Annotated in this window: 20 protein-coding genes and 2 pseudogenes; 17 read left to right on the top strand and 5 right to left on the bottom strand. The window is 70.5% G+C overall.

What is annotated here, in order from left to right:
- Positions 1 to 172: 172 nt before the first annotated feature.
- From ABD161_RS16000 to cysK, 5 genes and pseudogenes are all read right to left on the bottom strand, one after another.
- Positions 173 to 604: pseudogene (locus ABD161_RS16000) on the bottom strand (glycosyltransferase family 2 protein); the annotation flags it as partial.
- Positions 597 to 1424 carry a WecB/TagA/CpsF family glycosyltransferase gene (locus tag ABD161_RS12850; RefSeq protein WP_344003576.1) on the bottom strand — a complete coding sequence of 276 codons (828 nt, stop codon included), beginning with the start codon at positions 1422 to 1424 and terminating at the stop codon, positions 597 to 599. The pseudogene ABD161_RS16000 and the gene ABD161_RS12850, both read right to left, overlap by 8 nt.
- Positions 1425 to 1512: 88 nt before the next feature.
- On the bottom strand, positions 1513 to 2913 hold the full coding sequence (locus ABD161_RS12845) for an amidase (protein ID WP_344003573.1): 1401 nt from the start codon (positions 2911 to 2913) through the stop codon (positions 1513 to 1515).
- 75 nt (positions 2914 to 2988) lie between these two features.
- Positions 2989 to 3552: a serine O-acetyltransferase EpsC gene (epsC, locus tag ABD161_RS12840; protein WP_344003570.1), complete on the bottom strand. Its 564-nt coding sequence runs from the start codon at positions 3550 to 3552 to the stop codon at positions 2989 to 2991.
- 30 nt (positions 3553 to 3582) lie between these two features.
- Positions 3583 to 4521: a cysteine synthase A gene (cysK, locus tag ABD161_RS12835; RefSeq protein WP_135114804.1), complete on the bottom strand. Its 939-nt coding sequence runs from the start codon at positions 4519 to 4521 to the stop codon at positions 3583 to 3585.
- Positions 4522 to 4813: 292 nt separating this feature from the next.
- Between cysK and prmC the strand changes: the two genes are divergently transcribed.
- The 17 genes and pseudogenes from prmC to ABD161_RS12750 form a co-directional block, all read left to right on the top strand.
- On the top strand, positions 4814 to 5683 hold the full coding sequence (prmC, locus tag ABD161_RS12830; RefSeq protein WP_344003794.1) for a peptide chain release factor N(5)-glutamine methyltransferase: 870 nt from the start codon (positions 4814 to 4816) through the stop codon (positions 5681 to 5683).
- A 517-nt stretch (positions 5684 to 6200) separates the two neighbouring features.
- Complete coding sequence (locus ABD161_RS12825; protein ID WP_344003565.1) at positions 6201 to 6944, top strand: L-threonylcarbamoyladenylate synthase; 744 nt, start codon at positions 6201 to 6203, stop codon at positions 6942 to 6944.
- Positions 6941 to 8107: an MraY family glycosyltransferase gene (locus tag ABD161_RS12820; protein ID WP_344003563.1), complete on the top strand. Its 1167-nt coding sequence runs from the start codon at positions 6941 to 6943 to the stop codon at positions 8105 to 8107. The genes ABD161_RS12825 and ABD161_RS12820 overlap by 4 nt, the downstream gene beginning before the upstream one ends.
- A complete protein-coding gene (locus tag ABD161_RS12815) occupies positions 8108 to 8593 on the top strand; it encodes a Cg1360 family ATP-synthase-associated protein (protein ID WP_344003560.1) in 486 nt (161 codons plus the stop codon).
- A gap of 175 nt (positions 8594 to 8768) precedes the next feature.
- Entirely contained in the window at positions 8769 to 9563 is a 795-nt protein-coding gene (atpB, locus tag ABD161_RS12810; protein ID WP_344003558.1) for a F0F1 ATP synthase subunit A, read from the top strand.
- 43 nt (positions 9564 to 9606) lie between these two features.
- Positions 9607 to 9855 carry an ATP synthase F0 subunit C gene (atpE, locus tag ABD161_RS12805; protein WP_344003555.1) on the top strand — a complete coding sequence of 83 codons (249 nt, stop codon included), beginning with the start codon at positions 9607 to 9609 and terminating at the stop codon, positions 9853 to 9855.
- A gap of 27 nt (positions 9856 to 9882) precedes the next feature.
- On the top strand, positions 9883 to 10440 hold the full coding sequence (locus ABD161_RS12800) for a F0F1 ATP synthase subunit B (protein ID WP_135114797.1): 558 nt from the start codon (positions 9883 to 9885) through the stop codon (positions 10438 to 10440).
- The gene (locus tag ABD161_RS12795; RefSeq protein WP_344003550.1) at positions 10440 to 11222 is read left to right on the top strand and encodes a F0F1 ATP synthase subunit delta; all 783 of its coding nucleotides are present in this window, start codon (positions 10440 to 10442) and stop codon (positions 11220 to 11222) included. The genes ABD161_RS12800 and ABD161_RS12795 overlap by 1 nt, the downstream gene beginning before the upstream one ends.
- Before the next feature lie 84 nt (positions 11223 to 11306).
- A complete protein-coding gene (gene atpA, locus ABD161_RS12790; protein ID WP_344003547.1) occupies positions 11307 to 12944 on the top strand; it encodes a F0F1 ATP synthase subunit alpha in 1638 nt (545 codons plus the stop codon).
- Between the two features lie 21 nt (positions 12945 to 12965).
- A complete protein-coding gene (locus ABD161_RS12785) occupies positions 12966 to 13862 on the top strand; it encodes a F0F1 ATP synthase subunit gamma (protein ID WP_135114794.1) in 897 nt (298 codons plus the stop codon).
- A 28-nt stretch (positions 13863 to 13890) separates the two neighbouring features.
- A complete protein-coding gene (atpD, locus tag ABD161_RS12780) occupies positions 13891 to 15327 on the top strand; it encodes a F0F1 ATP synthase subunit beta (RefSeq protein ID WP_344003542.1) in 1437 nt (478 codons plus the stop codon).
- 2 nt (positions 15328 to 15329) lie between these two features.
- The gene (locus ABD161_RS12775) at positions 15330 to 15593 is read left to right on the top strand and encodes a F0F1 ATP synthase subunit epsilon (RefSeq protein WP_135114792.1); all 264 of its coding nucleotides are present in this window, start codon (positions 15330 to 15332) and stop codon (positions 15591 to 15593) included.
- Positions 15594 to 15674: 81 nt separating this feature from the next.
- Positions 15675 to 16436: a YaaA family protein gene (locus ABD161_RS12770; protein WP_344003538.1), complete on the top strand. Its 762-nt coding sequence runs from the start codon at positions 15675 to 15677 to the stop codon at positions 16434 to 16436.
- Positions 16437 to 16534: 98 nt separating this feature from the next.
- A complete protein-coding gene (locus ABD161_RS12765; protein ID WP_344003535.1) occupies positions 16535 to 17227 on the top strand; it encodes a magnetosome magnetite crystal formation protein family in 693 nt (230 codons plus the stop codon).
- Positions 17228 to 17292: 65 nt separating this feature from the next.
- Entirely contained in the window at positions 17293 to 18270 is a 978-nt protein-coding gene (locus ABD161_RS12760; protein ID WP_344003532.1) for an aldo/keto reductase, read from the top strand.
- Between the two features lie 127 nt (positions 18271 to 18397).
- Entirely contained in the window at positions 18398 to 19309 is a 912-nt protein-coding gene (locus tag ABD161_RS12755) for a PP2C family protein-serine/threonine phosphatase (protein WP_425560902.1), read from the top strand.
- Positions 19310 to 19366: 57 nt separating this feature from the next.
- A pseudogene (locus tag ABD161_RS12750) lies at positions 19367 to 20152 on the top strand (FtsK/SpoIIIE domain-containing protein); the annotation flags it as partial.

Raw genomic sequence — 20152 nt, 5'->3', positions numbered from 1 at the left:
CGGCGCGCTCGCGGTCGGCGAGGTGCTCGCCCTGCGCGCGGCGGCGGAGCGCTTCGAGACGACGCTCGACGCCGCGGCGGCCGACGCCGCGTCCGCCCCCGCATTCGCGGATCGGCTGTCGGACGACACGGAGGCGCTCGCCGGGCACGCGCAGACCCTCGCATCGCTGACGTCCGATCCCGTGTGGCGTCTCGCCGAGTTCGCCCCGCTCGTCGACGATGCGCGGCACCACCGCGCCGCGGCGGGGGTCCTCCCGCAGTCGACCGAGCATGGTGCGGAGCGCTCCCGCGTGCACCCGCAGATCCGGGTTCAGGATGAGCACCGCCTCGGCATCGCCGATGTGCTCGAGCGCGCAGTTGATGCCGCCGGCGTAGCCGAGGTTCCCGCCGGTGGCGACGGCGAGGACATCCGGATGCGCCCGCGCCACGCGCAGCGTCGTGTCGTCGGGGGAGTTGTCGGCCACGATCACCCGCAGCGCGACATCCCGGGCCTCCTCGCGGAGACCCGCCAGCAGCGTCTCGAGGTGCGCGGCGCTGCCGTAGGTCACGACGATCGCCGCGATCTCGGCCCTTCCGGTCGTGGCGAAGCGGCCGCGGTCAGGCATGGCGCGGAACGCCGAGGATCGGCTGTCGCGCGACAGGCGGGGCGGGTCGGCGCAGAGCGAGGTACGCCGGCGGGCCCTGTACGAGGTAGCGGTTCGCGAGGCGACGCGGCTCGAGCAGCAGGCGCCACGCCCACTCGAAGCCGGCGCGCGAGATCCATTGCGGGGCCCGAGAGACGCGCCCCGCGAGGAAGTCAACGACGGCGCCGAACGCCAGCAGCACGCCCGCTCCGGTCTGGGGACCGTACTGCTCGATCCACTGCTCCTGGCGCGGCTTTCCGAGGCAGACGAGCAGGATGTCGGGGCGTGCCCGGCGGATGTCCGCCGCGATCGCGTCGGCGCCCTCCGGCGATGACAGCAGCTCGCGCGGCGGCGTCCAGTGCCCGGCGAAGCTCGCGTTCGGCCATCCGGTCGCGAGGCGCTCGCGGAGCGGCTCGGTGAGCGCGGCGTCGCCGCCCAGCACCGCGACCGACAGGCCCCGCTGTGCCGCCAGCTCGAGGACCTCGACGATGAGGTCGCTTCCCGACAGTTTGGGGTACTCACGCCCGGTCTCGCGCTTCGCATGCGCGGCGATCGGGGCGCCGTCGATGAGGTTCAGCCACTCGACCGGACCCTCGGTGGGGGCGCCGTCGTGATGCGTGTGCCGCCCGAAGTGGTGAAGGTGGTCGAGGTTGATCGACGCGACGGCGAGCGGGCGGCGAGAGTTGTGCGCCGCGGCCTCGGCGATCACCTGCAGCGCGGGCTCAGCCGTGACGAGGTGGACGGGGATGCCGTCGGTGTCGAGCGTCGGGATCGCTCCCGTGAGGGTCTCCATGGTGCTCATGCAGTGTCAGAGACGCGAACCCCCGCTGTGATGCACGTCCGCGCCCGCCGCCCCCGACTGCCCGGGTAGTCGTGATTCGCAGATTCGGTCAGCGGGCGCGTTCGAGCGGCGGCCATGGCAGCGGCCCGCGCGCCCGCTCGAGGTGGGCCGCGAGGTGCAGGATGAGCGCCTCGCCACCGGGGCGGCCGATGATCTGCACGCTGACCGGATGGCCGTCGGTCAGCACCGGCACCGTGATCGCCGGGAGCCCGGCGACGTTGACGAAGCTGCTGTACGGCGCGTACTCGCACTGCCGCGCGAAGCTGCGCTCGGGGTCGTCCTGCGCGAACCAGCCGATCGGCCGGGGCGGCAGCGCGAGCGCGGGCGTGAGCACCGCGTCGAAGTCGCCGAAAGCCGTGATCGTCTGCCGCTCGAACGCCGTGGCGGCGCCGTAGGCGGTGAGCAGTCGGTCGGCGGACAGCGCCCTTCCCTCGCGGATCAGCCACGCCGTGAGCGGCTCGACCTCGCCGAGCCGCTCGTCCGGCACGGCGATGCGCGCCGCCGACGCGCGCCACAGGGTCATGAACATCTCGCCGTAGCCGGTGGGCTCCCAGGGGACGTCCTCGATCGCGTGACCCGCGCCGTCCAGGACCCGGATGGCCTCATCCAGCGCGGCCTTCTGACCGGGATCGAGGCGAATGTCCATGGTCTCCGCCCACGGAGAGGTGGTCGTGACGCCCAGCTTCAGCTGCCCCGGCAGCACGCGGGACGCCTCGGAGAAGGGACCGTCGCCCGGCGCCCTGGTGGCGTACGGGTGCGGGCCCGCGGCGAGCACGTCGAGCAGCATCGCGGTGTCATCGGCCGAGCGCCCGATCGCGCCGGCGACGGCCAGCCCGCCGGGGGAGTCGAGGCCCGACCCCGCGGGCACGCGCCCGCGGGAGGGCTTCAGGCCCACGACGCCCACGGTGGCGGCGGGGATCCGGATCGATCCGCCGCCGTCCGACGCGGGCGCGGCCGGAAGCAGCCCGGCGGCGACCGCCACGGCGGCGCCTCCGCTCGACCCGCCCGCGCCGTTGGCGGGGTCCCACGGATCGCGCGCGGGAGGGCCGATCCGCGTCTCCGTGAAGCCGGTCAGCCCGAACTCCGGCGTGCTCGTCTTGCCGAGGCTGATCGCGCCCGCGTCATCCAGGACGAGGGCGAGCGGATCCGAGCGATCCGGCACGTTGTCCGCGTGCACGCGCGATCCGTACCGGGTCGGCACACCGGCGCGGGCGGTGAGGTCCTTGTCGGCAAGCGGCACGCCCCACAGGTCGGGCGGATCCGTCTCGGGAGTGCCGAGGGACGCCGCGCGCTCCCGCGCGGCGTCGGCGGTGACCTCGGCGAACGCGCCGAGGTCGGCGTGCGCCTCGATGCGGGAGAGGAAGTAGGCGGTCGCCTCGACCGGCGTGACCTCGCGGTCGCGCAGTGCGGCCGCGAGGGCGCGCAGCGGGAGCTCGTGCAGGTCGGTCATGTGCTGCCTCCTCCGGATCGGTGCGAAGCGGCCCGTTCGCCGCGGCGGAAGGGCCGGAGCGCACCGGATCTCACGTCAGATCGAGAATTCAGGCGCCATCAGGATGCGGCGGGTGTCCTCGCCGTCGCCGCGCGGCCGCGCCTTCGCGGGCACGCCGACGACGACGCTGTACGGCGGCGCATCCTTCGTCACGACGGCGTTCGCGCCGACTGCGCTGTGCGCGCCGACGGTGACGGGCCCGAGGATCTTCGCCCCCGCACCGACCGCGACGCCGTCACCGAGCGTCGGATGCCGCTTGCCCTTCGACAGGGCGGTGCCGCCGAGTGTGACGCCGTGATAGAGCATCACGTCGTCGCCGATCTCGGCGGTCTCGCCGATCACAACGCCCATGCCGTGATCGATGAAGAAGCGCCGCCCGATCGTCGCGCCGGGATGGATCTCGATCCCGGTCAGCCAGCGCGTGAACTGCGAGCCGGCGCGGGCGACGAAGCGGAAGCCGCGCTGCCACAGCGCGTGGTTGACGCGGTGCGCCCAGATCGCGTGAAGGCCCGGGTACAGCGCGGCGATCTCAACGAAACCGCGCGCCGCCGGATCCCGGCGACGCGCGGCCTCGACATCCTCGCGGATGTTCAGTCTCATGGGGATGAGCTTACCGAGTGCCCGGTGAGCTCAGTCCTCGCGCAGGTCCTCGAACAGGGCCGTGGAGACGTAGCGCTCGCCCGTGTCGGGCACGATCACAACGACCTTCTTCCCGGCGTTCTCGGGACGCTTGGCGACCTGGACGGCGGCCCACACGGCCGCGCCCGCCGAGATGCCGGCGAGGATTCCCTCGCCCGCGGCGAGAGCGCGGGAGGTGGAGATGGCGTCGTCGAACTCGACCGTGACGACCTCGTCGTAGACCTCGGTGTCGAGGATCGGCGGCACGAAGTTCGGCCCGATGCCCTGGATCTTGGCGGGTCCGGGGGTGCCGGTCGACAGCAGCGGAGAGGCGGAGGGCTCGACGGCGACGACCTGCACGCCGGGCTTCTTCGCCTTGAGGGCCTGACCGACGCCGGTGATGGTGCCGCCCGTGCCGATGCCGGCGACGAAGATGTCGACCTCGCCGTCGGTGTCGCGCCAGATCTCCTCGGCGGTGGTCCTGCGGTGGATCTCGGGGTTCGCCTCGTTCGCGAACTGCTTCGCGAGGATGGCGCCAGGCGTCTCGGCGACGATCTTCTCGGCCTCGGCGAGGGCGAGCTTCATGCCGCCGGTCGGGTCGGTGAGCACAAGCTCGGCGCCGAAGGCCTTCAGCAGCACCCGACGCTCCTTCGACATCGAGGCGGGCATCGTGAGGATGACCTTGTAGCCGCGCGCGGCGCCGACGAGCGCGAGCGCGATGCCGGTGTTGCCGCTCGTCGACTCGACGATCGTGCCGCCGGGCTTCAGCTCGCCCGACTCCTCGGCCGCGTTGATGATCGCGATGCCGAGGCGGTCCTTCACGGACGACCCGGGGTTGAAGTACTCGAGCTTCGCGTACACCTCGGCCGCCGCGTCCTCCGTGACGCGGTTCAGCTTGACGAGCGGCGTGTTTCCGAACGCGGTGGTGATGTCTGCGTGGACACCGGTCATGGCGGTTCTCCTGGTTCGTGGGTGGGCCCCGCTGCTGCGGGCGAGCCGGACGACGGCGGATCCTCCCCGCCGTTCACCAGCGTATTGCGCACGGCCGCGATCCGGACCGCGGATGTCGCATGCCGAAACATGAGCGGATGTCCGGAGGTCGCGTGGTATTCCGGATCGAGCATCCTGCGGGGCAAAGACGCATCCCGGTGGCGGAATCCCGGGCGGATTAGGCTGTCTCGCTATGCGCCGTAACGAGCGGCCGGACGGAGACGACGTGACGACCCTGCACCCTGCCGGAGAGCTGCACGGCTCCCGCGCGCTGCGCGACGTGCTCCAGGTCGCGGCGGGCCGCCTCGCCGACGCGGGCGTGCCCGATCCGCAGGTCGACGCCGAGCTGCTGCTCGCGCACCTGCGTGGCCTCAGCCGGGGCGAGGTCCAGGTGGGCGTGATCCGCGGCGACGAGCTCACGGCGGACGAGGTGGCGGCCTTCGACGACCTCGTCGCACGGCGCGCGGCCCGCGAGCCGCTTCAGCACATCACGGGCGTCGCGTACTTCCGCCACCTCGAGCTGGCCGTGGGGCCGGGGGTCTTCGTTCCCCGCCCCGAGACCGAGTCGGTCGCGCAGTTCGCGATCGACGCCCTCCGCGCGGCCCCGGTCCCCGAGCCGATCGGCGTGGATCTCGGCACCGGCAGCGGCGCAATCGCGCTCGCGATGGCGACCGAGGTGCCGCACGCGCGCATCCACGCGGCCGAGAACTCGCCCTACGCGTTCGTGTGGACGAAGGAGAACGCCCGCCGCATCGGCGCCGACAACCTGCGGCTTGTCTTCGCCGACCTCGCGGTCGCGTTCCCCGAGCTGGACGGCACGGTCGACGTGGTGATCTCGAACCCTCCCTACGTGCCGGATGACGCCGTCCCGCGCGACCCGGAGGTGCGCCTGCACGACCCGCACGCCGCCCTCTACGGCGGACCGGACGGCCTCGACGTCGTGCGCGAACTGAGCCACGTGGGAATGCGCCTGCTCCGCCCCGGCGGCCTGCTCGTGATCGAGCACGGCGAGCTGCAGGGCCGCGCCATCCGCGACCTCCTGACGGCGGCAGGATGGCGCGCCGCCGCCACCCACCCCGACCTCACGCTCCGCGACCGCACCACCACGGCAATTCGCCCGTAACCCCCTCGCCGCGGAACCCCGCTCGTTGAGCGAGGAGCGAAGCGACGAGTCGAAACGGCCCGGACGGTGCACGGCTTGTCGCCGCGGGAAGTCCGGCACGTTTCGACTCGCTTCGCTCGCTCAACGAACAGTGAGGGGTGCGAGCCCCCGGGGGGGGGAATTAAGCCCCCGTGCACCCCGCGTGCGAGCGAAGCGAGCGTGGAGCGAAGCGACTGCCAACCATCTGGAGAACGCGACGCCCGTCGACGGATGGAGCGCAGCGACAGCCCGCGATCCCGAGTCCCGGCGCGAAGCGTCGGGCGAGTGATCGCGCACGTTCCCTGCACTACCCGCGAAGCGGGAAGCGGACCCGCACCCCACGTGCGAGCGCAGCGAGCGTGGAGCGCAGCGACTGCCGACCATCTCGCCGAGGCGAGCTCCCTGCGTTCGGATGGAGCGAAGCGACAGCCCTCGATCGCGAGTCCCGGCGCGAAGCGTCGGGCGAGTGATCGACCGGACTCTCTACTATTGAGGAGACATGTCAACCTCCCCCCTCTTCGACTGCCGTGACGAGGCCCAGCTGCTGACCGGCATGCGCCAGGCGCGCCAGGCGATCGGCCGCGGCCACCTCATCGTGATGCCCACCGACACGGTGTACGGCGTCGCGGCGGATGCGTTCAGCGCCCAGGCGGTGCAGCGTCTGCTCGACGCCAAGGGGCGCGGTCGGCAGCAGCCGCCGCCCGTCCTGGTGTCGGGCGTCGATGCGATGCGCGCGCTGGTCGAGGAGGTCCCGGAGCCGGTCGAGCGGCTCGTCGAGCGCTTCTGGCCCGGCGGACTGACGATCGTCCTGCCGGCCCAGCCGTCGCTGTCGTGGGATCTGGGGGAGACGAAGGGCACCGTCGCCGTGCGCATGCCGGATCACCGGATCGCCCTCGAGCTGCTGTCCGAGACCGGCCCGCTCGCGGTCTCGAGCGCGAATCTGACCGGGCAGCCGGCGGCCGTGGTCGGCGACGACGCCCGCGCGATGCTCGGCGACAGCGTCGCGGTCTATCTCGACGACGGCCCGTCCCGCACCGGGGTGGCGTCGACCATCATCGACGCGACCGCCCTCGTCGGCCCGCGTGACGACGAGCCGCGCGTGCGGGTGCTGCGCGACGGCGCGATCTCGCGCGACGACCTGCGCGAGGTGCTCGGCGACCTGCTCGAGCAGGAGGCCGGCGACGCCGACCACCACGACCACAACACCGCCGACACCGCGACGCCCGACGGCGAGCCCGCGTGAGGCAGTACCTCTTCACGATCCTGCTGACGGCGGCGCTCACCACGGCGCTCGCCTGGATGGTGTGGCGCCTCAGCATGCGGTACAAGCTCTATCCGGGCATCCGCGAGCGCGACGTGCACAAGACGCCGACGCCGCGCCTCGGTGGGGTGGCGATGTTCCTCGGGATCGTCGCGGCGATCCTGGTGTCGGGATCCAACCCGTTCTTCCAGATCTTCTGGGTCGATCCGCGCCCCGTGTGGGCCGTTCTCGGCGCCGCGGTGCTGATCGTCCTGGTCGGCGTCGCCGACGACCTGTGGGATCTCGACTGGACGATCAAGCTCGGCGCGCAGTTCCTCGCGGCGGGGATCATCGCGGTCGGCGGCGGGCTGCAGGTCTACACGCTTCCCTTCGGCGGGATGACGCTTGTCTCCAGCTGGGTGAGCATCACGCTGACGATGTTCTCGATCGTCATCGTGATGAACGCGGTCAACTTCATCGACGGCCTGGATGCGCTCGTCGCGGGCGTCTGCCTGATCGCGAACGGCGTCTTCTTCGTCTACTCCTACATCCTGAGCCGCGACACCCTGACGACGAACTCGACCCTCGCGACGTTCCTCGCGGCCGCGATGATCGGCGCGTGCGCGGGATTCCTGCCGCTGAACTGGCGGCCGGCGAAGATGTTCATGGGCGACTCCGGTGCGCTGCTGCTGGGGCTGCTCATGGCGACGAGCGCGATCGCCGCCTCCGGGCAGATCCCGCCGTCCGTGCTCGACCCGGTCGACGGCCTCGGCCGCTCGCAGCTGCTCGGTGCGTTCCTGCCGATCCTCGTGCCCATCGTGGTCGTGCTGCTGCCGCTCGTCGACTTCGGGCTCGCCGTCATCCGCCGCATGGGCGCGGGCAAGTCGCCCTTCTCGCCCGATCGAAAGCACCTTCATCACCGGATGCTCGACCTCGGCCACTCCGACCGCGACGCCGTGCTGATCTTCTACGCGTGGACGGCGGTAATCTCGCTCGCCGTGCTCATCATGTACCTCGCGACCCGGGAGAACTGGCCCGGGGAGTACTGGCTCGGCGTGATCTTCGGCGTGATCGGCATCGCCGCGTGCCTCGTGCTCACCCTGATGCCCACGCGGCGCCCACCCCACGCGCCCACCGACCCGACCCCTGCCACTCAGGAGGCCTGAATGTCCCGTCCGGAGCCCGGACCCATCTCCAGCACGCCGGTGCTGCGCACCGCCCTTCTCTGGGGCGGCATCGCCACGGCGGTCGTCGCGGTGGCAGGCGGCGCGATCGGCTTCGCGATCGCCGGCGCGAACGGCATGCTCAGCGCCTTCGCCGGCGCCGCGATCGCCGCGGTGTTCATGCTGCTGACCGCGGTGAGCATCCTCGTCGCCAACCGCTGGTTCGCCGATCCGCTGTATGTGCCGATCTTCTTCGGCGTTGTGCTCGGCGGCTGGCTGCTGAAGCTCGTGCTGTTCATCGTCGCGCTGGTGCTGCTGCGCGGCCAGCCGTGGATCGTCCCGGGCGTCTTCTTCGTCGCGCTCGTGGTCAGCGTCCTCGCCTCGCTCGCGATCGACGGGATCGCGATGTTCCGCTCGCGCCAGCCCTACGTCGACGTCACCCTTCCGGGCGAGACGAGCACGGACGAGGGCGACGCGGCCTCGCGCTGAAGCCGTTTCGACGCGGCGTAGAAGCGCGCGATTCTTTGATAGGCTGACAGGGTTCCTGCCGAGTGCCCCACGGAGCCGATGGTGACGCCGGGGCCTGGCAGATGACGACTTCCTTCCCTCCCCGGTGCCTGCACCGGTGCAACGAAGCCGGAGCCACACGTTGACTCATGCCGCGATGATCGTCGCCACCGCCGAAGACGCCGAAGGCGGGTTCCACCCGCCGTCGATCACCGACTTCTTCCCTCCGGCCATCTTCGGCGAGGGGACGATCTTCGAGTTCACGCGCATCAACGCCGCGCAGCTGCTCGCGACCGCCATCCTGGTCATCCTGCTGATCGTCGGCACGCGCAACATGCGCATCGTGCCGGGGCGCCTGCAGAGCATCGTCGAGATGGGCCTCGACTTCGTCCGCGTCAACATCGCGCACGACATCCTGGGCCGCAAGGACGGCAACCGGTTCCTGCCGCTGCTGACCACGATGTTCTTCATGATCCTGTTCATGAACCTGACGGGAATCATCCCCGGCATCAACATCGCCGGCACGAGCGTCATCGCGGTCCCGCTGCTGCTGGCAGTGATCTCGTACGTCACGTTCATCTACGCGGGAATCAAGAAGAGCCCCGGCAACTTCTTCAAGAACTCGCTGTTCCCGGCGGGCGTGCCCGCGGCGCTGTACATCATCGTCACGCCGCTCGAGTTCCTGTCGACGTTCATCATCCGCCCCGTGACGCTGACGCTGCGACTGCTGATGAACATGATCGTCGGCCACCTCATGCTCGTGCTGTTCTTCTCGGCCACGCACTTCTTCTTCTTCACCGCCGGCGGATGGTGGACGCCCCTGGGCGTCGGCACCCTCGCCTTCGGTCTCGCCTTCACCCTGTTCGAGGTCCTGGTGGCATTCCTCCAGGCCTACGTCTTCACGATCCTCACCGCGGTCTACATCCAGCTCGCGGTTGCGGAAGAGCACTGACGGTCCGCCACACGGCGCACCGCCTTACCGAAAGGAAAAATCCGTGGACGCTACTACGGTTCTCGCCAACGTGTACGGCTCGATCGCGACGGTCGGCTACGGTCTCGCCGCCATCGGCCCGGCCATCGGCGTGGGCATCGTCGTCGGCAAGACCATCGAGTCGGTTGCACGCCAGCCCGAGCTCGCCGGTCGTCTGCAGGTCCTCATGTGGATCGGTATCGCCTTCACCGAGGCCCTCGCGTTCATCGGCATCGCGACCGGCTTCATCTTCGGCTACGCCCCCATCCAGTAATTCACTGCTGACACGTAAGGAGACAGGATGCTGAACGCTCTTGTCACGCTTGCCGCGGAGGAGTCTCACGAGACTCCGAATCCGCTGGTGCCGGCGGCGTACGACATCATCTGGTCGGCGGTTTGCTTCCTCGTCATCCTGTTCGTGGTGTGGAAGGTCGCCCTGCCGCGCCTGACCGCGATGCTCGACGAGCGCTCCGCCGCCATCGAGGGCAACATCGCGAAGGCCGACGAGGCCCAGCGCCAGGCCGAGGCTGCGCTCGAGGAGTACACGAAGCAGCTCGCCGACGCCCGCAAGGAGGCCGGTGACATCCGCGAGGCCGCCCGCGAGGACGGCAAGCGCATCGTGGCCGAGGCGAAGGCCAACGCCGCCACCGAGGCCGAGCGCATCACCGCGACCGCGCACACGCAGATCGAGGCCGAGCGCCAGTCCGCGCTCGTCACGCTGCGCAGCGAGGTCGGCACGCTCGCGATCGACCTCGCGGGCAACGTCATCGGCGAGACCCTCAGCGACGACCAGAAGGCGGCGGCTGTCGTCGACCGCTTCCTGGCCGACCTCGAGGCCTCCGAGAAGGCGAAGAACTGATGGGCAGCGCGACCACTCAGGCGCTCGCGACGAGCGTCTCCGCGCTCGGCGCGGCGACGGTCGACCTCGACACGGCTCGCGAGCTCTTCGCCGCCGCCCGTGCCGTCGCCGGCTCGCACGCGCTGAGCGGCGCGCTGGCCGATCCGTCTGCCGCGCCCGAGACGCGCCGTGCGCTCGTCACCCGCGTCTTCGGCAGCCTGTCGCAGACCACGCAGTCGCTCCTGACGACGGCCATCGCCGAGCGGTGGTCGTCGCAGGGCGAGCTGGTCGACGGCATCGAGGAGCTCGCCATCCGGGCGGCCGCCAAGGCCGACCAGGGCGACCTCGAGGGCGAGCTGTTCCGGGTCTCCCGCATCGTCGCGGAGAACTCCGAGCTCGAGCTCGCGCTCGGCAGTCGCCTCGGCGACGGATCCGCGAAGGGCGCTCTCATGCAGACGCTGCTCGGCGGTCGCACGAGCGAGGCCACCTCGCTCGTGGTGTCGTCGCTCGTGCAGTCGCCTCGCGGGCGTCGCGTGCGCGGCATCCTCGCCCGTGCGATCCGGATCGTCGCGGCCCAGCGCGGCCGAACGGTCGCGACGGTGACCACGGCGGCGCCGCTGTCCGCGGCCCAGACCGAGCGTCTGGCCACCGCGCTCTCGCGCAGCTACGGCGGCGAGATCACGATCAGCCAGGTCGTCGACCCCTCGGTCGTCGGCGGGGTGCGCGTGCAGATCGCGGATGACGTCATCGACGGCAGCATCGCCTCGCGCCTCGCGAACGTGCGCCAGAAGCTCGCCGGCTGACCCGATACTTTCCCGCCGCAGGGCGGACTCACTTGGGGATCGCGGATCCCACAACACGATCTCCATCAAAGACAGAGGAAGACAATGGCAGACATCACGATCAGCCCCGACGTCATCCGTGACGCGCTGAAGGACTTCGTCGCCGCCTACGAGCCCACCGGCGACGCGGCGACCGAGGTCGGCACCGTCATCGACGCGGCAGACGGCATCGCCCACGTCGAGGGCCTGCCTGGCGTCATGGCCAACGAGCTCGTCCGCTTCGGCAACGGCGTTCTGGGCCTCGCCCAGAACCTCGACCAGGACGAGATCGGCGTCGTCGTGCTCGGCGAGTTCGCCGGCATCGAAGAGGGCCAGCAGGTCACCCGCACGGGCGAGGTTCTCTCGGTCCCCGTCGGCGAGGGCTACCTCGGCCGCGTCGTCGACCCGCTCGGCAACCCGATCGACGGCCTCGGCGAGATCACGGGCATCGAGGGCCGCCGCGCCCTCGAGCTCCAGGCTCCCGGCGTTATGGCCCGCAAGTCGGTCCACGAGCCGATGCAGACGGGCATCAAGGCGATCGACGCCATGATCCCGGTCGGCCGCGGCCAGCGTCAGCTGATCATCGGCGACCGCCAGACCGGCAAGACCGCGATCGCGATCGACACGATCATCAACCAGAAGTCGAACTGGGAGTCGGGCGACCCGACGAAGCAGGTGCGCTGCATCTACGTCGCCATCGGTCAGAAGGGCTCGACCATCGCCTCGGTGAAGGGCGCCCTCGAGGAGGCCGGCGCGATGGAGTACACCACCATCGTCGCGGCCCCCGCGTCCGACCCCGCCGGCTTCAAGTACCTCGCGCCCTACACGGGTTCGGCCATCGGCCAGCACTGGATGTACGACGGCAAGCACGTCCTCATCGTGTTCGATGACCTGTCGAAGCAGGCCGAGGCCTACCGCGCCGTATCGCTGCTGCTGCGTCGCCCGCCGGGCCGCGAGGCGTACCCCGGTGACGTCTTCTACCTGCACTCGCGTCTGCTCGAGCGCTGCGCGAAGCTGTCCGACGAGCTCGGCGCCGGTTCGATGACGGGTCTGCCGATCATCGAGACCAAGGCGAACGACGTGTCGGCGTACATCCCGACCAACGTGATCTCGATCACCGACGGCCAGATCTTCCTGCAGTCCGACCTGTTCAACGCGAACCAGCGTCCCGCGGTCGACGTGGGTATCTCGGTCTCGCGAGTCGGTGGCGACGCGCAGCTGAAGCACATCAAGAAGGTCTCCGGCACGCTCAAGCTCGAGCTCGCCCAGTACCGCTCGCTGCAGGCGTTCGCGATGTTCGCGTCCGACCTCGACGCGGCCTCGCGTCGTCAGCTCGCCCGCGGTGCGCGCCTGACTGAGCTGCTCAAGCAGCCGCAGTACTCGCCGTACCCGGCCGAGGAGCAGGTCGTCTCGATCTGGGCCGGCACCAACGGCAAGCTCGACACGATCGAGGTCGAGGACGTGCTGCGCTTCGAGGCCGAGCTGCTCGACCACCTGCGTCGCAACACGACCGTCCTCGACACCCTCCGCGACTCGGGCAAGCTCGAGGACGACACGGTCGCCGAGATGGAGAAGGCGATCGACGCCTTCCTGCTCGAGTTCCAGGGTGGCAAGGGCCAGCACCTCACTGCGCCCGGTCACGAGGAGTTCGCGGCGGTCGCGGATGTCGACCAGGAGAAGATCGTCAAGGGCCGCCGGGCGTAAGCCCGCCGGGGAAGACGCATCATGGGAGCAAAGCTCAGGGAGTACAAGCAGAAGATCTCTTCTGCTCAGACGACCAAGAAGATCACGAAGGCGATGGAGCTCATCGCGGCTTCGCGCATCCAGAAGGCGATGACGCGCGTGCGCGCGTCGGAGCCCTTCTCCCGCGCGGTGACGCGGGCGGTCTCGGCGGTCGCCACGCACACCGACATCGACCACCCGCTCACGCGGGAGGCCGAGACGGTGAAGCGTTCGGCGATCCTGATCCTCAGCTCTGACCGGGGACTGGCGGGTGCGTTCAACTCGCAGGTCATCCGCGAGGGCATGGAGCTCGCCGAGCTGCTTCGCTCGCAGGGCAAGGAAGTCGTGTTCTACCTGTTCGGCCGCAAGGCGGTCGGCTACTTCCAGTTCCGTGGCATCGCCACGGCGGGGGAGTGGACGGGTGACGCGGATGTGCCGAGCTTCTCGACCGCCGAGGAGATGTCGCTGGCGCTGCTCGAGGCGTACGAGAACGAGCACGCCGACGGCGGCGTGGACGAGATCCACGTCGTGTACAACCGCTTCGTCAGCATGATGACCCAGGAGGCGGTGCAGGTGCGCCTGCTGCCGCTCGAGGTCGTCGAGGGAGTCGCGGAGGAGAGCACGAGCAGCGAGGTCTACCCGCTGTACGAGTTCGAGCCCGACGCCACCGAGGTGCTCGACAAGCTGCTGCCGGTCTACATCCAGAGCCGCATCTTCAACGCGCTGCTGCAGTCGGCCGCCGCCAAGCAGGCAGCGACGCAGAAGGCGATGAAGTCGGCCAGCGACAACGCCGACAAGCTCATCACCGACTACACCCGCCTGCGCAACAACGCGCGTCAGGCCGAGATCACGCAGCAGATCGCCGAGATCGTCGGCGGCGCCGACGCACTGGCGTCCTGAAAGACGTCCTGAAAAAGAGAGAGACGAAATGACTGTCACTGAGACCGCGGTCGTCGGACGGGTCGCCCGGGTCACGGGTCCCGTCGTCGACATCGAGTTCCCGCACGACGCGATCCCCGAGGTCTACAACGCGCTCAAGACGACCATCGTCATGGGCGGGGAGTCGACCGAGATCACGCTCGAGGTCGCCCAGCACCTCGGCGACGACATGGTGCGCGCCATCTCCCTGAAGCCGACGGACGGCATGGTCCGCGGCCAGGAGGTCCGCGACACCGGCGAGCCGATCTCGGTTCCGGTCGGCGACGTGACCAAGGGCAAGGTGTTCAACGTCACCGGCGACGTCCTCAACCTCGCCGAGGGCGAGACCATCGAGGTCACCGAGCGCTGGCCGATCCACCGCAAGGCGCCGAACTTCGACCAGCTCGAGTCGAAGACCCAGATGTTCGAGACGGGCATCAAGGTCATCGACCTGCTCACCCCGTACGTGCTGGGTGGAAAGATCGGCCTGTTCGGTGGTGCGGGCGTCGGCAAGACCGTCCTCATCCAGGAGATGATCCAGCGCGTCGCGCAGGACCACGGTGGTGTGTCGGTGTTCGCCGGTGTCGGCGAGCGCACCCGTGAGGGCAACGACCTCATCCACGAGATGGAGGAGGCGGGCGTCTTCGACAAGACCGCCCTCGTCTTCGGTCAGATGGACGAGCCGCCGGGGACGCGTCTTCGCGTCGCCCTGTCGGCCCTGACGATGGCGGAGTACTTCCGCGACGTGCAGAAGCAGGACGTGCTGCTCTTCATCGACAACATCTTCCGCTTCACGCAGGCGGGCTCCGAGGTGTCGACGCTGCTGGGCCGCATGCCCTCGGCCGTGGGTTACCAGCCGAACCTCGCCGACGAGATGGGTGTGCTCCAGGAGCGCATCACCTCGACGCGCGGTCACTCGATCACCTCGCTGCAGGCGATCTACGTCCCGGCCGATGACTACACCGACCCGGCCCCGGCGACCACGTTCGCGCACCTCGACGCCACGACCGAGCTCTCGCGTGAGATCGCGTCGAAGGGTCTGTACCCGGCCGTCGACCCGCTGACCTCGACCAGCCGCATCCTGGACCCGCGCTACATCGGTGAGGACCACTACCGCGTGGCCACCGCCGTGAAGCAGATCCTGCAGAAGAACAAGGAGCTGCAGGAGATCATCGCGATCCTCGGTGTCGACGAGCTCTCGGAAGAGGACAAGATCGTCGTCGCCCGCGCGCGCCGCATCCAGCAGTTCCTCTCGCAGAACACCTACATGGCGAAGAAGTTCACCGGTGTCGAGGGCTCGACCGTGCCGATCAAGGAGACCATCGAGTCGTTCGACGCGATCGTCAAGGGCGAGTTCGACCACGTCGCCGAGCAGGCGTTCTTCAACGTCGGCGGCATCGGCGACGTCGAGGCCAAGTGGGCGCAGATCCAGAAGGAGAACAGCTGACCATGGGTCTGCAGGTCACCCTGGTCTCCGCCGAGGAGGAGGTCTGGACGGGCGAGGCGAGCCTCGTGGTCGCCAAGACCACCGAGGGTGAGATCGGCTTTATGCAGGGGCACGAGCCCGTGCTGGCCATCCTCGCGGCCGAGGGTCAGGTGCGCATCACAGAGCCCTCCGGCACCAAGGTCATCGCCGACGCCCGTGACGGCTTCGTCTCGATGGAGGGCCAGACGCTCACCATCGTCGCCGGCCACGCGACGCTCGTCTCCTGACGTCTCTCGGAGCGGGGCGGCGGATCCACGGATCCGGCGCCCCGCTCCTTTTGCATTCCCTCACGTCCCGAAAGGCCCTCCGTGCAGCTGCTCCTGCCTCCGTCCGAGACGAAGCACCCCGGCGGCGATGGCGCACCGCTCGATCTGGGGGCGCTGCGTCTTCCCGGGCTGCGGCCGCAGCGCGAGGCCCTGCTGGACGCGCTCGTCGCGCTGTCGGGCGATGAGGCGGCCGCGATGCGGGTGCTGAAGCTGAGCGAGCGGCAGCGCCCCGAGATCCGGGCGAACGCGGCGATCCGCCAGGCCGCGACGATGCCGGCGATGGATCGCTACACAGGCGTCCTGTTCGACGCCCTCGCCGCGGAGACACTGCCCACGCAGGCACGGGGATGGCTCGCCGAGCACGCGCTCATCCAGACCGCGCCGCTGGGTCCGATCGGCGCGGCCGATCCGATCCCGTCATACCGCCTCGCCGCCGGCACCGCCCTTCCCGGGGTGCCGCCGCTGCGGCGCCACTGGGCGGATGCGACGAGCGCCGCGCTCGCGGACGATCCGGCGGTGCGCTCCGAGCTTGTGCTCGACCTGCGCTCGCAGGCGTATGTCGCCCTCGCGCCGCTGCCGTCAGGCATCACGTCGGCGTACGTGCACGTCGTCACCCGCGGCGCCGACGGCCACCAGCGTGCGCTCAACCACTTCAACAAGAAGGCGAAGGGCGAGTTCGTGCGCGCGCTCGCGCTGGATCCGCCTCCCCGGGATGCGACGCTGGAGGCGGTCGTCGACTGGGGACACGCGCACGGGCAGGCGCTCGTGATCGATGGCGAAGCCCGCGTGAATCTCGTGGTGTGAGGCCTCCGCCTCTCGCTCGGGAGCCTCGCTGTGTGGGAGAGTGAGGGCACACAGAGGATTCCGAGCTTCGGCCGATCCTCGACGAGGAAGGACATCTCATGTCGAACGACTCGACCGGCCCCGCCGACCCGAACACGCCGGACGTGCCCGGCACCCCGCCCGTCCCGCCGTCGGCCCCCGAGCCGCCGGCCGAGCCCGCGACCCCGGCTGCACCCGAGCAGCCCTCCTTCGGCGGCGAGCCCGCTGCGGCCGCACCGTCCGCGGACCAGCCCTACGGCCAGCAGCCTCCCGCCGGCCAGCCGTCCACCGAGCAGCCCTGGGGACAGCCCGCCCCGGGCCAGCAGCCCTACGGCGCCCCCGGCTACGGCCAGCCCGCCGGCCAGCCCGGTTATCCGCAGCCCGGTTACGGTCAACCCGCGGGCCAGCCGTACGGCGCTCCCGCCTACGGCTACGGCCAGCAGGTGCAGAGCAACATCACGCTGAACCTGTGGCTGTCGGTCTTCTTCAGCTGGGTGCCGGCGCTGATCTTCTACTTCATGGAGAAGGACAAGGTCGCCCCGAACTACCAGCGGGCGAACGCGAAGAACCTCAACTACCAGCTGATCGTCGTCATCGCCTACGCGGCGGTCGGTGTCCTCACGGTCGTGACGTTCGGCTTCGCGTCGATCCTGTACTTCCTGCTCCCGATCGCCCAGCTGATCATCGGCATCATCCACGCGGTGAACGTGCCGCCGCAGCTGCAGGCCGGCCAGGAGGGCAAGTTCTACCTCGCGCCCGACTGGGTGAAGTAGACCTCACGCGCACACGCCCCCGTCTCGATCCGTCGAGGCGGGGGCGTTCGGCGTAGCGTGGGGGCATGAGTGTCGCGATGCGTCGGGTCGGAGAGTCGGGTCTGCTGGTGTCGGAGGTCGGCCTCGGCTGCAACAACTTCGGAAGGCCGGGGACGAAGACCGAGACGCTCGACGGAACGCGGGCGGTGCTGGATGCGGCGATCGAGCAGGGCGTTGTGTTCCTCGACACCGCCGACATGTACGGCGGCCAGGGACGCAGCGAGACCCTGATGGGCGAGGCCCTCTCCGGGCGTCGCGACCGGGTTGTGCTCGCCACCAAGTTCGGGCACCACGCGATCGACTTCGGATACGGCCCCGCCGGCGCAAAGGGATCCCGCGGATACATCCGGCGCGCGGTGGAGGAGTCGCTCACCCGCCTGCAGACCGACTGGATCGACCTCTACCAGCTGCACACCCCGGATCCGGAGACCCCGATCGAGGAGACGATCGACGCGCTCGACGACCTCGTGCGCGAGGGGAAGATCCGCTACTACGGGCATTCGAACCTGACGGGGTGGCAGATCGCCGAGGCGCACCTGACCGCGCGCGGCCGGATGCGGTCCGGCTTCGTGTCCTCCCAGAACGAGTACTCGCTGCTGCGTCGCGACGCCGAGCGCGAGGTGCTGCCGGCGGTGCGCCGCTTCGGGCTCGGGTTCTTCCCCTACTTCCCGCTCTACAACGGGCTGCTCACCGGCAAGTTCACCCGCGAGGGCGGGCCCGCGGAGAGTCGGATCATGTCGCAGCGCTCGCACCTGTGGGAGACGGCGCCGTGGGACGAGCTGGACGCCTACCGCGCGTTCTGTGACGAGCGCGGCATCACCATGCTCGAGGCCACCTTCGGATGGCTGCTCGCCCAGCCGGGAGTAGCGAGCGTGATCGCCGGGGCGACGTCACCCGAGCAGGTGGCGTCGAACGCCGCCGCGGGTGGCGCGTGGCGCCCGACGGAGGACGAGCTCGCGCGCATCGACGAGTTCTTCCCGGGCCCCGAGCGCCCGGCGATCTGACCGCCGAGGGCACGGGTGCCGTGGCCCGGCGATGACGGGCCCTCCGGCTAGGATGTGAGTGCCTGCGACGCAACCCGCCCGAGCCGTTCGCGTACCCGTCGCTTCCCCCGATCCGGAGGTCCCGCCCGTGTCCGATGCCCCCACGAAGACGCAGTCGCAGACTGTGGCCCTGCCCACAGGTCTCGACGCGATCCTCACCTGGGCGGGAGTGACGCACCGCGGACGCAAGCGCGACATCAACCAGGACGCGCTGCTGACCGCCTACCCGCTGTTCGTCGTCGCCGACGGCATGGGCGGACACATCGGCGGCGAGATCGCCAGCGCGAGCACCATCGACCGCCTGCAGCGGATGGTCGGCAAGGGCCCGGTGTCGCCGGAGGCGATCGAGAAGGCGCTGATCAAGGCCGTCCGCGACATCGGCGAGCACCCCGAGACGACCGACGAGGGCACCGGCACGACGGTGACCGGCGTCTACCTCGACATCACGGAAGAGGATGCGACCTGGGTCGCGCTGAACATCGGCGACTCGCGGGTGTACATCCAGCGCGACGACGCCCTCGCGCAGGTCACGACCGACCACTCGCTCGTGCAGGAGCTCGTGGCCGCGGGTCGGCTGAGCCCCGAGGAGGCCGAGAATCACCCCTACGGCAACGTGATCACGCGCGCCGTCGGGCCCAGCGAGGGCGCGGTGCCCGACTACGTGCGCCTGGATGTGCGCGACGGCGACCGGTTCGTGATCTGCTCCGACGGTCTCACCAAGGAGCTCACCGACTACGGCATCCTTCACTTCCTGCGCCTGCACGACGACCCGCAGGACGCGGTCGAGGCGATGCTCGAGGCAGCGCTGGAGAACGGCGGCCGCGACAACATCACGATCGTTGTGCTGAACGTGGCGGTTCCCGGCCAGGGGCCGCAGGATGACGCCGCCGATGCGGCACCGGCGAGCCGGGACGCTGCCCCCGTGACGGCCGAGGAGCCGATCGTCGACGACGAGGAGCCGGCCGAAGACTCGTCCACAGGGGACGCCGCGCGCGAGTAGTGCCGGGACGCCCGGTTCGGGCGTCCGCCGGGTCCTGCCGTGCGCTGGACTCGGGGAATGCGCACGCTGCTCGACGAGCCCATCACGCTTCCCACACCGCAGCCCCCACCCCGGCGCGGGCCGTTCCCCATCGTCGCGTCGATCATCCCGGTGAGCGCCGCGGTGGCGATCTGGGCGGTCACCGGATCGCTCATCGCCCTGTGCTTCGCCGCCCTCGGCCCGCTGATGGCCGTCGCCTCCCTCGTCGACGGCGCGCGCGGCGGCCGCCGGCGACGGCGGGAGGATCAGCGCGAACGCGCGGAGGCCCTGCTCCACGCGCGCGAGCAGATCGACCGTCGGCACGAGGCGGAGCGCGCCACCCGGTGGCGTGAGCGGCCGGACGCCGCCGCGCTGGTCGCCGACGTGCGGCGGCAGTGGCGCAGCGGCGCCGACGAGCTGGTGGTCGGCCGCGGGCGGGTGCCGAGCGCCGTCCGGGTCACGGGAGGCGAGGACGACGAGGGACGGGCGCTGCGCGCCCATGCCGCGGCGCTGGAGGACGCACCGCTGACCGTGCCGCTGCGCGCGGGAGTCGCGGTGCTCGGCGACCCCGTCGCCGCGCGGGCGGTGGCCCGGGCGCTTGTGCTGCAGCTGTGCCTCGCGAGGCCCGTCGGCGAGCTCGCGCTGGTGGCCGCGCCCGAGGGGGAGCGGGCGTGGGCCGAGTCGCTTCCTCACTGGGCTCCGACGGGCGACGCCCCGGTGCGGGTGGCTCTGCTCGGTCCGGATGAGCCGGCGCCGGCCGTCGACGTTGTGATCGCGGTGCCCGCGCCAGGGGGTGAGGTGCCCACGGCCTGCGGTGCCCTGCTC

The sequence above is a fragment of the Microbacterium paludicola genome, from assembly GCF_039529675.1.
In the GTDB taxonomy this organism is placed as follows: domain Bacteria; phylum Actinomycetota; class Actinomycetes; order Actinomycetales; family Microbacteriaceae; genus Microbacterium; species Microbacterium paludicola.
Note: the sequence above shows the minus strand (reverse complement) of the source record. Positions and strands in the feature narration are given on the sequence as shown.